The sequence below is a fragment of the Bradyrhizobium iriomotense genome (assembly GCF_030160715.1).
In the GTDB taxonomy this organism is placed as follows: Bacteria; Pseudomonadota; Alphaproteobacteria; order Rhizobiales; family Xanthobacteraceae; genus Bradyrhizobium; species Bradyrhizobium iriomotense.
In genome coordinates this window covers 148061-161055 of record NZ_BSOW01000004.1, presented here as the reverse complement: position 1 = coordinate 161055, position 12995 = coordinate 148061, and the positions used below count along the sequence as shown (strand labels likewise).

Below are 12995 nucleotides of genomic sequence, written 5' to 3'. Positions count from 1 at the left end.
GAGCGTGCGATGAGCCCCGAGGGATTGGTGACGCTATCGAGCCGTCACGGGCCGAAGGCAACGATGGACCGGCTGGAGGCCGAGGTGATGGCGAAGGGCATGCGGGTGTTCGCGCGAATCGATCATGCCGCCGGCGCCGTGGAGGTCGGACTGTCGTTGGCACCGACCGAGGTCCTGATCTTTGGCAACGCCAGGGCCGGCACACCGCTGATGCAGTCCGCTCAGACCATCGGCATCGACCTGCCGCTGAGAGCGCTGGTCTGGCAGGACGCGTCGGGCGCCACCAGGCTGTCCTACTATGATCCAGCCTGGCTTGCGCGCCGGCATGAGGTCGGCACCGGTGCCGCCGACCCGGTCAGCAAAATGAGCGCGGCAACCCGGACGGTTGTGGAAGCGGCGATAGCCTGAGCTACTTCATCTGCCCGATCAGCTTGGCCGCGCCGCTTGCCGTCTTGGCCAGCCTGAGCAGCGCCTCGCGGCCGCCGGCGGCGTAGGCCGCTGCCGCGCGCAAGAGCTCGCGCAGTTGCGCCGCCGCGCCCGGATCGAACCTGCACCAGGCCCCGCCGGTAAGCCGCGCGATCTCGCGGAACGCCTGCTCGGCGGTCGCATCGTGACCTTCCTGAAACATGAAGACGGGGACCTTGAGCATGCCGAGTTCGCCCGCTTTGGCACAGAGCTCGTCGACCCTCTCCTCCATGGCGTCGCCGACGAAAACCATCGCGCGCACGCCGGAGGATGCCGCTTCGCGCCGCGCCTCCGAAAGCACCCTGCCGATCTGGGTGTCGCCGCCGCGGCAATCGATCTTGCTCATCAGGCTCGCGAGCCTGGTGCTGTCGGAGATCCATCCTGTCGCACGGCACTCGTTGAAGCCGCGGTAGTAGACGAGCCGGATATCGAGGCTGCCGAGCGCCGAAGCCTCGCGGAACATGTCGGCCTGGAGCGCACAGGCCATGTCCCAGGTCGGCTGCCGGCTCATCGTGGCGTCGAGCGCGAAAATCAACCGGCCCTTCGCGCCCGGCGCATGCGGCGACATCGCGCGCGCCTTGGCGACAAAGGCCGCGATGTCCTCGCTGGCGGAGGTCTTGGCCTGCGGCAACTTGCCGTTGGCCTCGGCCCGCGCCGACACGGCATCGCCGCTGCGTGGTTTGGTCGGTTCGCCGGACATCCCTGCTCGCACATAGGACTACACCACCAATATGTGGCTAGCGCGCCATGATCGGTCAATGTGCAAAGGCCTCCGCGGCGGTCAGCAGCGGAGGCCTGGGACGAAAATTCGGAGGCCGAGCGAGGCCGTCAGCTCTTGGGCGGTCAGCTCTTGGCCGGCGCCATCAGTGCGACCGGACCGGGCTCGAGCACCTTGGGCGGCGAGCTGAGGGTATCGACCGGAGCCACCTCGCTGTCGGTGTCGCTCAGGAACTTGTCGAGCATGCCCTGAATCGAGTCCTTCGCGCTATCCGGTCCGGTGTCGCGCATGTCGTTGTGCTGGAAGTCGGTCTTCACGACCGTGATGCCCGCCTTCTCGCACTCCTCGTCTGTCGGGAGCACGCCGGGATCAGTCTTGAACTGCGGATCCTTCGAACGGAACGAGAGGATCTTGAACTTGCCGGCGGTGACGAACGGAACGCGCAGATTGTCCAGCGTCACGACTTTCTTGACCTCTTCCGGATACTGCTTGGCGAAGTACATCGAGATGTCGCCGCCCATGGAATGGCCGACCATCGTCACTCTGGCGTAATCCGCATTGGGTTGAACCGCCTTCATGTCGTGCAGCGCCAGATGAATGTTCGCCACGCCGCGCAGAATCTGCGGCAGACGGCCGACATAGAGCTCGCCCGGCTTGGTCACCATGGGCGGATCGGTCGGCAGGTCATGCTGCGGGCTGACCACGAGATAACCGCGCATCGCAAACACGTTGGCGAGGAAGCCGTACTCGGTGTTCTTGACGGTGTTGCCGTGATTGAGCACTGCGACCGGCAGCGTGATCAGGCCGGCATCAGCCTGCATCTCGCGATCACGGCGCACGGCGATATCAACCGGCACCGGACGGTTGTCGCGCGAGGCATCATAGAAGGTGATCGTCACGTGCTTGATGGCCCACTTGGTCGCCGTGAAATAAGCGACGCCTGCAAGGGCGGTGACCGAAACCAGTACTGCAATTCCACGCTTCATTTTCGTCCTCAGCCTCAGGCCTTTCTGGCCTGAAATCCCAGTTGAAATCGTGTTGCTTGGAGGCTCTCGAGCCCCTTGTCGGTTATTCCCTTATATAGGTCACAGCGACGTGACAGGAAGGCCAAAAATTGTGAACTGGCAGCCCTTTCGTTGTGCGATGCACTCGTTTCGTGGGCACGGTATTTCAGGACCACTACGTCAGGTACTATTATCCTTCAGACGCAACCCGGCTGCGCCGGGTTCAATCGTGATTGTCCCGCGCGGTTCCCGTGGAACCAGCGGCTCGATCGAAATATTTTCGGTGGAAGTAGCTGCGTACCGCGCTTGGTCAGGCGCCGAGGATGTCGTGAAGCTCGAGCGGCTTGTCGACCTGGCTGAACCATTCGGCGCGGTTGGCGGCGCGGCGGCGTCCGCGCTCGTCGAGCGGCAGCTTGAGCTGGCGAAGCAGGCTAGTCACCTCCTCGCGGGCGGTGACGTGGCCGAGATTGGGCCGCATGCCGAGGGTCGCTTCATCGATATCGTCGAGGGCTGTCAGGCCACGCGGGAAAAATTCGCGGTAGACGACACGCTCGGCAAAGCCGTCGACATAGCGGAAGCCGAGCCGCAGCGACAATTCCTTCAAGCCCTCTGCGACGAGCTGCTTGTTGCGTGAGCCCAGCATCGACAGGCGGTTGCGCACGACGATCCAGTCGGTGGTCGAGCCGTCGAGCTGGCGGCGCTTGCGGCGGGTGTCGCGGACCATCTCGGCATAGTGGCTCTCGCCGGTCACCGCATAGTTGGCGGGATCGACGGTACCGAGCACGTCGAAGTCGAGGAAGCTGTCATTGATCGGGGTGACCAGGGTGTCCGCCATCGAGTGCGCGAGCCGCATCAGGTAGCTGTCGGTGCCGGGCGTATCGATGACGATGAAATCGAAGTCGCTCTCGACCGCCGAGACCGCCTCCATGAACTGCAGGAACTCGGAGTTCTCGTTCTCGGCGATCTGCATGGTCTCGCCGAGCTTGATGCAGCGATGCACCGGCAACTCGAGGGCGAGGCCGGTGCGGCGCGCCCAGGCGGAACGGTTGCTGATGTAGCGGGTAAAGCTCTGCTGGCGGCAGTCGAGGTCGATGGTGGCGACGCGCTGGCCGGCTTTGAGCAGCGCGACCGCGATGTGCAAGGCAGTGGTGGATTTTCCAGAGCCACCCTTCTCGTTGCCGAGCACGACGACGTGCGCCGAGCCGGATTGGCCTTGGCTAGCCTGCACAAGCATTTTAGGAATCCTCGACGCCCCTAACAAATATCTTCAAGTTGACCGCGTCCGCGGTCAAGTGAAATGCGTGACAGGAAATGCAAATCGCAACGCGCCGTTCTTAATCATGAATCGCGCGCGTCCTCGCTCCGTGTTGCAACCCGCATTGTCGCGCCGCGCGAAACATTCTCTGACGCCTGCTGGTGCATGGCGTCCACTCGTGCCGCTTGTTAAGGTTAGCCCCTGCCCCGCGGACCGCCGCGCCAGCCGCATCTCCAGCAGCCAAGGGTCCAGATGCCACGAAGTCCCCTGATCGCCCGCACGGTCCCTGCCCTGCGGCGCAGCCTCGACAATCTGCGCAAGCGGAAGGCCACGGTCGCGCTGGTGCCGACGATGGGCGCGCTCCATGACGGGCATATGTCGCTGGTGCGCCTCGCCAAGCGACGCGCAAGCCGCGTCGTCGTCTCGATCTTCGTCAACCCCACGCAGTTCGCGCCGACGGAGGATTTCGGTGCCTACCCGCGCACCTGGAAGGCCGATATCGCAAAGCTCGCGGCGGAGGACGTCGACCTCGTCTGGCACCCGACGGTCGAGGCGATGTATCCGGAGGGCTTTGCAACCCGCATCGTGCCGGAGGGACCGGCGCACGCCGGGCTCGAGGACCGCTTCCGGCCGCATTTCTTCGGCGGCGTCGCCACCGTCGTCGGCAAGCTGTTCACGCAGTGCCGTCCGGATGTCGCGATCTTCGGCGAGAAGGACTTTCAACAATTGCGGGTGGTCACGCAGATGGCCGGGGATCTCGACCTCGGCGTCAAGGTGGTCGGCTCGCGCACGGTGCGCGAGCGCGACGGGCTCGCGATGTCCTCGCGCAACGTCTACCTGTCGGCCGAGGAGCGCCAGCGCGCCGCAACCCTCTATCACGCCATGAAGGAGAGCGCCCAACGGATCCGTGCCGGTGAGGCGATCGCGCCGGCGATGGCGCATAGCGCCGGGATGATCGAAAAGGCCGGCTTTGCGCTCGACTATCTTGAAGCCCGCCATGCCGAGACCCTGGCACCGGTCACCTCGCGCAAGGACGGGCCGCTGCGCATTCTGGTGGCGGCGCGGCTCGGCACCACCCGCCTGATCGACAACATCGCGGTGTAGGACGCCCAGGTTGCGCTTGCACCCCCCTACAGCAAGCCGAGATCGCGCAACTCGCGCCGCATCGGCTCGGGCATCGCCGCGATGGTTCCGGCGGCGGCCTTGCTGAGATCGGGCGGCACGGCGTCCTCCGTCAGATAGCGCCAGCCCTGGAACGGCCGCATCGGCCGCGGCGACACCGCGATCACCTTGGGCTGCATCACGATCCGGCAGCGCCCGATGCCGTCCTTGTCGCGGAACGGCTCGATGCCGATGATCTTTTCTCGCGCGGCGATCTCGCCCTTGATCACCCAGTAGAGCGAGCCGCCCGAGAGGATCTCGTCACCACGCTTGGGCACCATGCGGGTGATGTGGACGTGGTGCTGCGGCAGGCCCTTCTTCTTGGCAGCCTGCATCCGTTCGGCGATCCACTCCTTCAGGTCCTTGACGGAGTCGCAGCCGACGGCGAGCTTGATCAGATGTAGTGGCATGCCCCAGCATTAGCGGGCCGGCCGCGCATTTGGAATGGCGAACTAGTTGTTATCCGCAGCCGCCGGGGCCGGAGCCTGCGCGGGCTGAGCCGCAGGAGCGATTTGAACCGGCGCGGCCGCAGGCGCACGCGCAGCCTTCGGCGCAGGCGGCTTCTTTGCAGCCGGCGGCGGTGCGGAGGCCTGTGCCGAAGTTGCGGCAGCAGGTGCGCGCGGCGCAGCCGGCGCTGCCGCGGTTCCGGACGGCGCCGCGCGTGTGGGCGGTTCCGGCGCCATGATGCTCACGGCTGGCGTCGATGCGGCACTTGGAAACTCGGCATTGGTCGGCTTGCCGGTCGGAACCGACGACGGCAAAGCGGCAAGCGCCCCGGGCATTGGCGTTGCCGGCGCATTCCAGCTGGATGCATAGCGCGCGACCAGCCCGTCATAGACATGGGCATCCATGTTGGCGGCGACCTGTTGCTGATCCGTCAGCGAACGGAACGCGGCGCAGTCGAATTGCGTGCAGCCATCGCGAGCGACCAGCACCTGCGCGACGAGGCCGTAGCGGTCGTGCTCGATGGCCCGTCGCAATGCCTTGAGTTCCGGGGTCGGGTTCTTGCCGGCGGCAGCAACATCGCCGAGCGCGGTGAGGCGGCTGATCTGGGCCGCGGTATATGAGATGGCGGCGGCGGTCGCTTCAGGCGAGCCGAACAGCGCCTTCTCGCAGGCCGCCAGAACGGTGTCGCCGGCGAGATCATCGATGCAGGATAGCGCGGGCAGCGCGGCGGTCGTCACGGGCTGCGCGCGGGCTTCGCTGGCGGGACCTGCCCCGGTCGGTCCATAGGCGCGAATGGTCGCCGCGACCGCAATGCCGATCGCGAGCAGCGTGATCACGGTCAGCGCCCCGTTGGCGACCGATCGCTCGGCGCGCAGCAGCGTGATCAAAAGGATCAGGCCGAAGAAACAGGCGGCCGCCAGCGTCAGCCACATCGGAAAGCCCGGCGAGCGCCAGGTTTCGTCGAGCGAATTGGCCCATGCCCAGTTCATGCGCGAAGTCCCCTCACGCGAGCCGAGATCAAATTCGGTGATGGTAACTGCCCGCGAACCGGGACAGCCCGCTCACCATGTTGACTTGAACCGGGCCTTTTGACGGCGGGACGACATCCAATTCGTCATCCCACCCTTGCGTAGCGTCAGGACAGGGCGAGCTGGCTTTCCTTTGCAACCCGTTCGAAGGCTTCGGTCGAGCTCTTGATCCGATACTGACAATCGTCGCCCTCGGTCGGCAGCAGGCGGATAACCTCGTAGGTCCCGCTGGCGGCCGGGCGCGCGATATTGCTCGCCGTGAAAAGGACGCGCGCGCCCACGGGGAATTTGTGCTTCAACACCCTCTCCATCACTCAAACAACGCCTGCCGCGCCCACGTGTCCCGCTGCGGCGGCCGGCCGGAAACCCGGCGCGGTGTATAGCACGCGGCCCGCCTCCTTGGCCAGCGCTATACCGCTATGGCAAACGTGTGATTTTTGTAATATTTTCAGCACGATAGCGGGCATAACGCCCATCCGTGATCTCGGCCGGAACCGTAGAACTACGGGGCGCCGCCTCAGGCGCCGTGGGGCAGCCTACCGTCGGGACTCGCATTGTCCACAGCCTTGGGCAGCTCCTGGGCCAGGATCTGGCTGAGTTGGTCGACCGGGATGTTGTAGCGCGCGGCAAGCTGCCGGACCGTGTCGTTGCCGAGCACCTGGCGGAGCTGGTCGGCCGAGATCGGCAGGTTCTGGCCGCTCCCGAGCCACGACTTGACCTGATCCCCGAAGCCCGCCTGCTCCAGCTTGGCGACGATGGCGCCCAAGCCGCCCTGGTTGTTGCTGCCGAGCACCTCGTTGAGCACGGTCGGCAGCACCGCCGAGCCAAGCTGGCCGAGCGCGCTGCGCAATGCGGGGTTGTTTTCCAGCGCGTCGAAGATTCCCATGGCCAGTCTCCCCCTGCTCCCCTTGCGCCCGATGCGCGTTGCCTTCGCCGATTGAGCGCCGCCCGCCGGCCTGCCGTCAAGCCGCGCCCAATCACATTCCTGTCTGCGCTCCGATCCCCCTTCGCCTCACACGGTTTCGAACTTCTCGATGACCAGCGTCTCGGCAAGCCCGTCCCGCGTCCATTCCTGGAATGCCGGCTGTGCCAGCATGGTGTCCATATAGGCGCGCGTCTGCGGCGTGACCTCGATCGCGTAGGTGCGGAAACGATGCACCACCGGCGCATACATCGCATCTGCAGCGCCAAAGCGGCCGAACAGGAACGGTCCCTTGGCGCCGTAACGCTCGCGGCACTCCTGCCAGATCTCCTGCACGCGCGCGATATTGGCTTGCGCATCCGCCGACAGCGTCACGGGACGCATCGGCCGGTGCAGGTTCATGCCGCATTCGCCGCGCAAGGCCATGAAGCCGGAATGCATCTCGGCGCACACCGAACGGGCATGCGCGCGCGCGGCAGCATCGTCGGGCCACAGCTTCTTCTCCGGAAAGCGCTCGGCGATGTATTCGATGATGCTGAGCGAATCCCACACCGTGACGTCGCCGTCGACCAGCACCGGCACCTTGCCGGCGCGGCTGAACGAGACGATGCGCTGCTTGTCGGCGGGATTGTCAGTGTAGAGCGGGATCACGACCTCCTCGAACGGGATGTCGTTGGCGCGCAGCGCGAGCCAGGGCCGCATCGACCATGACGAGTAGTTCTTGTTGCCGATCGCGAGCTTCAGCGCCATGTGACTGGTCCTTCCCTTAAGCCATTCCATCAAGCCCGCTGCTTTTAGCGCCATCGCCTGCACGCAATCAATCGTTGCCGCGACGGACCATGCATGGCAATTCAGCGCGGCAACGAGGGGATCGAGAATGAGCGGACATTGGGTCGACATCGCCGCGGTCGGCTTCTTCGCGCTGGAATGGCTGGTCTACGCCTTGACGCTGGAGCACTCGGCCTATGGCCGCGACAGCCTGTCGGCGCGCATGAACCGCTACCGCGAAGTCTGGGTGCGGCGCCTGCTCGACCGCGAGGCGCGCATGGTCGACATGCAGATCATGGCCTCGCTCCAGAACGGCACCGCATTCTTCGCCTCCACCAGCCTGTTCGCGATCGGCGGCGCGCTGGCGCTGCTGCGTGCGACCAACGACGCGCTTGTCATCCTGAGCAGTCTGCCGGTCGATCTCAGCCCCTCGCCCGCGCTGTGGGAGCTGAAATGCGTCGGCCTCGTGCTGATCTGCGTCTACGCCTTCTTCAAGTTCGCCTGGGCCTATCGCCTCTTCAACTATGTCGCGATCCTGTTCGGCAGCATGCCGCCAGCCTCCCAGCGCGACACGAGAGAGGCCGAAGCCCACGTCATCCGCACCACGCGCCTGTTCGAGGCCGCCGGCCGCCACTTCAACCGCGGCCAGCGCGCCTTCTTCTTCGCGCTCGGCTATCTCGGCTGGTTCGTCAGCCCCTGGGTGCTGTTCGTGACGACGGCGGCGGTCGTGATCGTGACGTGGCGGAGACAGTTTGCGTCCAGTGCGTGGGCGGCAATGGCGCCGGAGGAGGACCAGGACAAGGGCGTCGTCAAGCATCGTCTCGAACCATGAAGGCCTGCCCCTCGCCGCCCGCATTGTGCGTGTAGCGACGCCTAGCGCCCCTGCCGGCTGCTAATTTCGAAAAACAACCCCATGCAAAGGAGCCGGCGACTGCCGCATCGCTTTGTCGTGCGAACTCGCCCGTCGAGCGCCGAGCATCGCATGATCGAACCCAGTAGAGCCCGCGGACGACCAACGAGGCATCGCTCCCAGTTGGAATGGAATCGCCGTGGCAATTCAGGGGTTCGCGCTCCTCTCCTTTTCCGAAGCAATCAAGGACCTCGATCTCGGAAGTTACTTTGCCGACCGCGTGCTCAGGAAATGGTCGTTGACGGCGACCTCATGATCGACGGAACGCTGTTCAACTGGGAAATGGCGATTTCATTTGGAAGGTCACTTGATGTCGGATGAGCTGAATTTTCTGCGATCGCTCGCGGCCGTCCGGCTCGGAGATTCCCTGCAATCGCTGCGTCAACTCGTGGGCCACAGATGGCGCGAACCTCTGCCGCACGAGCAAGGCAAGGTAATGTGCCTCCGGCACACTCACGCTTTCGTGGCGCAGATCGACGTCAACGGGGCGGTGGGGCGCGTCGAGTTTGGCACGCTGTGGGTCGATCCACCGTTTTCGCCTAACGTGGATATTGCCGGACTTCGGGCAGGCATGCCGCTTTGTAATGCACAACTCGTCTATCCCGACCTCCTTGTTCGCTCCGGCCAGCATCCCATGCCGACTCTCGGCTCTGTGAAACTCGATGCAAACACCACCCTACGTCTTCAATTTCTGTTCGACGAGCTGCGCGTGATCGGATTCGTCAACGAAAAGGCGGTGCATCCCGCGAAAGTCGATATGGTGTACCCGGCGCCAACAGAGCCGCCGGGACACCCGTTCAGCGACCCCAATTTCAAGCTGGCAGTCCTAAGCGACCTGCTTGATCGCGACATCATTCATCTCGGCACCAAGCGCGAGCTTGCCTCTTTTGTGCTTGGCCGGCCCTTCGATATCGATGCGGAAGGCTATGAATTCATTCGCCCCGTCTACGACTATCTCGTGCGCTATCCGCTAACGGCCGACCAGATGGATGCGGTCGAACGAATCGATTGCGCCGACGGAGGATTATCGATCTATTCGTACATCTGGCCATTTTGGTCCGGCCACTCGAACGTGTTCGACGTTCAAAGCGTCGATGGTGTCGAGCTTTGCAGGAATGTGACGGAGCTGTGTGATCTGCCGCCTGTGGATGTGTTCGACTTCAAGAGCGCGAACCTTCGGCGTCTGCCAAAGCTCACCCGACTCAAGCTGACCATCGGCCTTTATTCAAATATCGAGGCACTGCTCGATCTGCCCGCGCTCAAAGAATGTCATCTCTGGGGCAATCAGATTTTTGCCGACGTCACGACTCCAGGTCATCCGTCGCGCCGGGCCATGGACGCCTTGCGCGCTCGCGGCGTAAAAATCCGAGTCCAATTCATTTCTTATGATGGATCACCGCCGTCGGCGTTCGAATGACAGCGCGACGTGATCCGCCAACTTTCGCTCTTCGGAGCCACCAAACTCTCGCGGCAAGCGCGCTTCGGCATTACGGTGACAGGCATTACGGTGACAGTGCATTTAATTGACAGCCTGCTCTCTCGCATGCATGCTGCGGCATGGCCCGTCTCGCCCGTGTCGTCATCCCCGGTCATCCGCACCACGTCACCCAGCGCGGCAACGGCCGCGCTCGCACATTCTTCGGCGATGACGACTATGCGCTCTATCGCGACCTGCTCGCGGCGAATTGCAAAGCCGCCGGCGTCGCGGTGTGGGCGTGGTGCCTGATGCCGAACCACGTGCATCTCGTCCTGGTTCCCTCCGATCCCGACGGACTGCGCCGCGCGCTCGCGCGCGTGCATCGGACCTATGCCGGCGCGATCCAGGCGCGGCGCAAACGCACCGGGCATTTCTGGCAAGGGCGGTTCGGCGCCGTTGCCATGGACGAAGAACATCTCGCGGCGGCGCTGCGCTACGTCTCGCTGAATCCGGTGCGCGCCCGGCTGGTGCAGCGCGCGCAGGATTGGCGATGGTCGAGCACGCGCGCGCATCTGCGAGGCAAGGACGACGGGGTGACCACGCTGGCGCCGGTCAGGGACCGCTTCCCGCGTTTCGCAGACCTGCTCGACAGCGTGCCGGAGACCGACCTGTTCGCCCGGTTGCGCGCAGCCGAGAGCATCGGCCGGCCGCTCGGAAGCGACCGCTTCATCGCCCGCCTCGAGCGATTGACCGGGCGCCCCCTCAAACCCGCCAAGCGTGGACCGAAGCCTCGGAGCCAGACGACGGCGAATTTAGTGCACTGTCACCGTAATTGCTGACCGACGCGCTCGTCGCCATGGGGCACCTCGTGCTCACCGATGACGGAGGTGAACTCACGTCCTCGGGCGAGAGCTTCCTGCGCAAACTGGGTATCGACGTGGCGTCGCCCTCGCGGACCCGGCGGTTGTTCTGCCAGCCTTGTCTCGACTGGACCGAGCGTCGTTATCACCTCAAGGGACTGCTCGGCGCAGCAATCCTGCGTCGTCTTTTGGAGCTCGGTTGGTTCGAACGAATTCCCGAGAGCCGCGCCCTTCGTCTCACATCACGCGGAAGAGAGGGGTTGTCCGAAATCTTCCATGTCGAGTTCGACGGCCAGCCCGCAGCATGGGGAGAGCGAAGCGAAACCCAACAACGCACTTCGCGAGGAAGATGATTGGTTTCGCGAAAAGCTCAACCCATCCTTCGCGCTTCAGCTTTCCGGGGCCGACGTCGTAGCTGGAATACTCAGGGGAGCTCCGCCAACCGAAACAGGCCCCAGAGGTTTCGATTGCCGAGCCATCCGCTTGCGCAACCATAGTCGATTGCGAGCGGGCCCTCTTGGAATGGAGGAGGTTACTTCCGACATCATCGCATTTTGCAGCGAGTCGACCTTCGCGATGAGCGTAGCAAGCTGCGAGGATATCTTCTTCACGTCGACCCGTTCATCCGTGATGCTCTCTCGCAGAGAAAGGAGCACCATCGAATCCTGCTGCAGCAGAGCAGTGTGTTGCTGCAATGAGTAGTTATTCTCCTGCAGCGACGCAGTATGTTGCTGCTGGGCCGACTGAATATCCTTCAAGGCGGTGACGACCGGATCCGGTTTTGGCGTGGACGACTTCTGATGCGGAAGCAGTTCGGCCAAGCTGCTGATATTTGGCAACGGAAAATCAGAGGGCAATGTATAGATGGCCGCCGCGCCATTGATGGCCAAGGCGCACAGCGACAGTGCCAGGATCGATTTGCGGTTGGACCGCTCGCTCGGTGCTGCAGCTTCGGATGCGAGTGCCGCGGGGTCGAGTTGTTCGGCCGGGCTTTGCGCTTCTGATGTCGTGGTCATCTGCATTGACCTCAAATGAGCGAGCGAAAGGAAGCCGTCGCCGGAACGTCCTCACGACGCCTCCTCTACGCAGCACCCATCTACAACTGCCCAAAATTGTCGGCCGACGAGATTAATTCCACGTTAGCGCGGCAGCCGCCTTGGGAATTGCGCAGTGACGGGAGCTACGGCGCCCCGAAGTCCTTCGGCGTGAAGGTGAGGTCGAGCACTTTCCATTCCTCGTACTTGTCGGCCGGCAGCATGGTGTAGGGCTGGCAGGCTTGCAGCGCGGCCTTGGCGGCCTGCATCAGGGCGAGGCCCTTGGCGGGCGATGCGCTGGCTTCGATCAGTGCGGGGACGGTGGCGAGCTGGCCGTCGGTCGTCATGAAGGTGCGCATCTTGATGTGCACGTTGTCGGACGGCGCGATCGTATCGGGCAGCTTTGCGCAACTTCGCAGGTGACGGCGGAATTCGGCGATGACATTGGCCGGAAGCCTGGCCGCTTCCGTGTCGGCGGCACCGCCGGTTTCATTTTCCTTGGGGGCGTCTTTCGACAAGGGTGGCAGCTCGGCGGGCAATCCCAGCATCACGCCGTATTTGAGGGTGACGTCGGGTTCCGGTGGCGTGTAGCTCGGGGCCTGCGGCGCGGGTTGCGGCTGAGGCTGCGGTTGGGCTTTGGCTTCGCGCCTGGCCGGCGTGGGCGATGGCTGCGGCCGCGGCGAGGCCTGTGGCGTCGGCTGCGGCGATGGTTGCTGTGCCGGTTGCGGCGGCGGAGATGGCGGCGGCGCTGATACCTCCGCCTTGTCCTTCGCGGTCAGCTCGGGCAGTTGAAATTGCGGCGACGGGGTGGGTTCCGGCACCTTCTCCTTCAGTTCCTCCGGCGTGACGATGTCGACGTCGACGGCCTCGGTGGGCGGGGCATGGAACGGATGCACCTCGCTGATCAGGACGATCAGCGCAACCAGCGTCAGGTGCACGACGGCCGAGGCCGCAATGTCCGTTCGTATGATCCGCCGCCAATCCATGGCCCAACTTCGGTTGCTGC

General features: G+C 64.3%; 16 protein-coding genes. 6 read left to right on the top strand and 10 right to left on the bottom strand.

Translation table 11 applies throughout. The features are described from left to right. Positions 1 to 9 precede the first annotated feature (9 nt). On the top strand, positions 10 to 408 hold the full coding sequence (locus tag QQL28_RS07310) for a DUF302 domain-containing protein (RefSeq protein WP_284262846.1): 399 nt from the start codon (positions 10 to 12) through the stop codon (positions 406 to 408). Between the two features lies 1 nt (position 409). Here the strand turns inward: QQL28_RS07310 and QQL28_RS07305 are convergent, their stop codons facing one another. The 3 genes from QQL28_RS07305 to QQL28_RS07295 all read right to left on the bottom strand — a co-directional run bounded on the left by QQL28_RS07305 (position 410) and on the right by QQL28_RS07295 (position 3421). Further along, a complete protein-coding gene (locus QQL28_RS07305) occupies positions 410 to 1165 on the bottom strand; it encodes a vWA domain-containing protein (RefSeq protein ID WP_284262844.1) in 756 nt (251 codons plus the stop codon). Positions 1166 to 1308: 143 nt separating this feature from the next. Further along, entirely contained in the window at positions 1309 to 2169 is an 861-nt protein-coding gene (locus QQL28_RS07300; RefSeq protein WP_284262842.1) for an alpha/beta fold hydrolase, read from the bottom strand. Positions 2170 to 2497: 328 nt separating this feature from the next. Beyond that, positions 2498 to 3421 carry a division plane positioning ATPase MipZ gene (locus QQL28_RS07295; RefSeq protein ID WP_284262840.1) on the bottom strand — a complete coding sequence of 308 codons (924 nt, stop codon included), beginning with the start codon at positions 3419 to 3421 and terminating at the stop codon, positions 2498 to 2500. A 273-nt stretch (positions 3422 to 3694) separates the two neighbouring features. On the opposite strand from QQL28_RS07295, the gene panC reads away from it, so the two are divergent. Further along, on the top strand, positions 3695 to 4546 hold the full coding sequence (gene panC, locus QQL28_RS07290; protein WP_284262838.1) for a pantoate--beta-alanine ligase: 852 nt from the start codon (positions 3695 to 3697) through the stop codon (positions 4544 to 4546). A 26-nt stretch (positions 4547 to 4572) separates the two neighbouring features. On the opposite strand, the gene QQL28_RS07285 is transcribed toward panC, so the two are convergent. The 5 genes from QQL28_RS07285 to QQL28_RS07265 form a co-directional block, all read right to left on the bottom strand. Next, positions 4573 to 5013, bottom strand: a complete 441-nt coding sequence (locus QQL28_RS07285; RefSeq protein WP_284262837.1) for a DUF1489 family protein — start codon at positions 5011 to 5013, stop codon at positions 4573 to 4575. Between the two features lie 42 nt (positions 5014 to 5055). Then, the gene (locus tag QQL28_RS07280) at positions 5056 to 6039 is read right to left on the bottom strand and encodes a hypothetical protein (protein WP_284262835.1); all 984 of its coding nucleotides are present in this window, start codon (positions 6037 to 6039) and stop codon (positions 5056 to 5058) included. A gap of 146 nt (positions 6040 to 6185) precedes the next feature. Continuing rightward, positions 6186 to 6389: a hypothetical protein gene (locus QQL28_RS07275; RefSeq protein ID WP_156944292.1), complete on the bottom strand. Its 204-nt coding sequence runs from the start codon at positions 6387 to 6389 to the stop codon at positions 6186 to 6188. 206 nt (positions 6390 to 6595) lie between these two features. Beyond that, positions 6596 to 6997, bottom strand: coding sequence for a YidB family protein (locus QQL28_RS07270; protein ID WP_284263550.1), 402 nt, complete (start codon positions 6995 to 6997; stop codon positions 6596 to 6598). A 93-nt stretch (positions 6998 to 7090) separates the two neighbouring features. Continuing rightward, a complete protein-coding gene (locus tag QQL28_RS07265; protein ID WP_284262830.1) occupies positions 7091 to 7750 on the bottom strand; it encodes a glutathione S-transferase family protein in 660 nt (219 codons plus the stop codon). 127 nt (positions 7751 to 7877) lie between these two features. Between QQL28_RS07265 and QQL28_RS07260 the strand changes: the two genes are divergently transcribed. From QQL28_RS07260 to QQL28_RS07245, 4 genes are all read left to right on the top strand, one after another. Further along, on the top strand, positions 7878 to 8600 hold the full coding sequence (locus QQL28_RS07260; RefSeq protein WP_284262827.1) for a DUF599 domain-containing protein: 723 nt from the start codon (positions 7878 to 7880) through the stop codon (positions 8598 to 8600). Positions 8601 to 8988: 388 nt separating this feature from the next. Then, positions 8989 to 10095, top strand: a complete 1107-nt coding sequence (locus tag QQL28_RS07255) for a DUF6892 domain-containing protein (protein WP_284262825.1) — start codon at positions 8989 to 8991, stop codon at positions 10093 to 10095. A gap of 140 nt (positions 10096 to 10235) precedes the next feature. Further along, complete coding sequence (locus QQL28_RS07250) at positions 10236 to 10934, top strand: transposase (protein ID WP_284262823.1); 699 nt, start codon at positions 10236 to 10238, stop codon at positions 10932 to 10934. Then, positions 10928 to 11308, top strand: a complete 381-nt coding sequence (locus QQL28_RS07245) for a hypothetical protein (RefSeq protein ID WP_284262821.1) — start codon at positions 10928 to 10930, stop codon at positions 11306 to 11308. The genes QQL28_RS07250 and QQL28_RS07245 overlap by 7 nt, the downstream gene beginning before the upstream one ends. A 36-nt stretch (positions 11309 to 11344) precedes the next feature. On the opposite strand, the gene QQL28_RS07240 is transcribed toward QQL28_RS07245, so the two are convergent. Together QQL28_RS07240 and QQL28_RS07235 are read right to left on the bottom strand one after the other, a co-directional pair. Beyond that, entirely contained in the window at positions 11345 to 11977 is a 633-nt protein-coding gene (locus QQL28_RS07240) for a hypothetical protein (RefSeq protein ID WP_284262820.1), read from the bottom strand. Positions 11978 to 12135: 158 nt separating this feature from the next. After that, positions 12136 to 12975: a hypothetical protein gene (locus QQL28_RS07235; protein ID WP_284262818.1), complete on the bottom strand. Its 840-nt coding sequence runs from the start codon at positions 12973 to 12975 to the stop codon at positions 12136 to 12138. Between the last annotated feature and the right edge of the window lie 20 nt (positions 12976 to 12995).

Excerpts from the sequence above, each read along its gene's own strand:
- QQL28_RS07310 (WP_284262846.1), top strand. The coding sequence starts at position 10 with ATGAGCCCCGAGGGATTGGTGACGCTATCGAGCCGTCACGGGCCGAAG.
- QQL28_RS07305 (WP_284262844.1), bottom strand. The coding sequence starts at position 1,165 with ATGTCCGGCGAACCGACCAAACCACGCAGCGGCGATGCCGTGTCGGCG.
- QQL28_RS07300 (WP_284262842.1), bottom strand. The coding sequence starts at position 2,169 with ATGAAGCGTGGAATTGCAGTACTGGTTTCGGTCACCGCCCTTGCAGGC.
- QQL28_RS07295 (WP_284262840.1), bottom strand. The coding sequence starts at position 3,421 with ATGCTTGTGCAGGCTAGCCAAGGCCAATCCGGCTCGGCGCACGTCGTC.
- panC (WP_284262838.1), top strand. The coding sequence starts at position 3,695 with ATGCCACGAAGTCCCCTGATCGCCCGCACGGTCCCTGCCCTGCGGCGC.
- QQL28_RS07285 (WP_284262837.1), bottom strand. The coding sequence starts at position 5,013 with ATGCCACTACATCTGATCAAGCTCGCCGTCGGCTGCGACTCCGTCAAG.
- QQL28_RS07280 (WP_284262835.1), bottom strand. The coding sequence starts at position 6,039 with ATGAACTGGGCATGGGCCAATTCGCTCGACGAAACCTGGCGCTCGCCG.
- QQL28_RS07275 (WP_156944292.1), bottom strand. The coding sequence starts at position 6,389 with ATGGAGAGGGTGTTGAAGCACAAATTCCCCGTGGGCGCGCGCGTCCTT.
- QQL28_RS07265 (WP_284262830.1), bottom strand. The coding sequence starts at position 7,750 with ATGGCGCTGAAGCTCGCGATCGGCAACAAGAACTACTCGTCATGGTCG.
- QQL28_RS07260 (WP_284262827.1), top strand. The coding sequence starts at position 7,878 with ATGAGCGGACATTGGGTCGACATCGCCGCGGTCGGCTTCTTCGCGCTG.
- QQL28_RS07255 (WP_284262825.1), top strand. The coding sequence starts at position 8,989 with ATGTCGGATGAGCTGAATTTTCTGCGATCGCTCGCGGCCGTCCGGCTC.
- QQL28_RS07250 (WP_284262823.1), top strand. The coding sequence starts at position 10,236 with ATGGCCCGTCTCGCCCGTGTCGTCATCCCCGGTCATCCGCACCACGTC.
- QQL28_RS07240 (WP_284262820.1), bottom strand. The coding sequence starts at position 11,977 with ATGCAGATGACCACGACATCAGAAGCGCAAAGCCCGGCCGAACAACTC.
- QQL28_RS07235 (WP_284262818.1), bottom strand. The coding sequence starts at position 12,975 with ATGGATTGGCGGCGGATCATACGAACGGACATTGCGGCCTCGGCCGTC.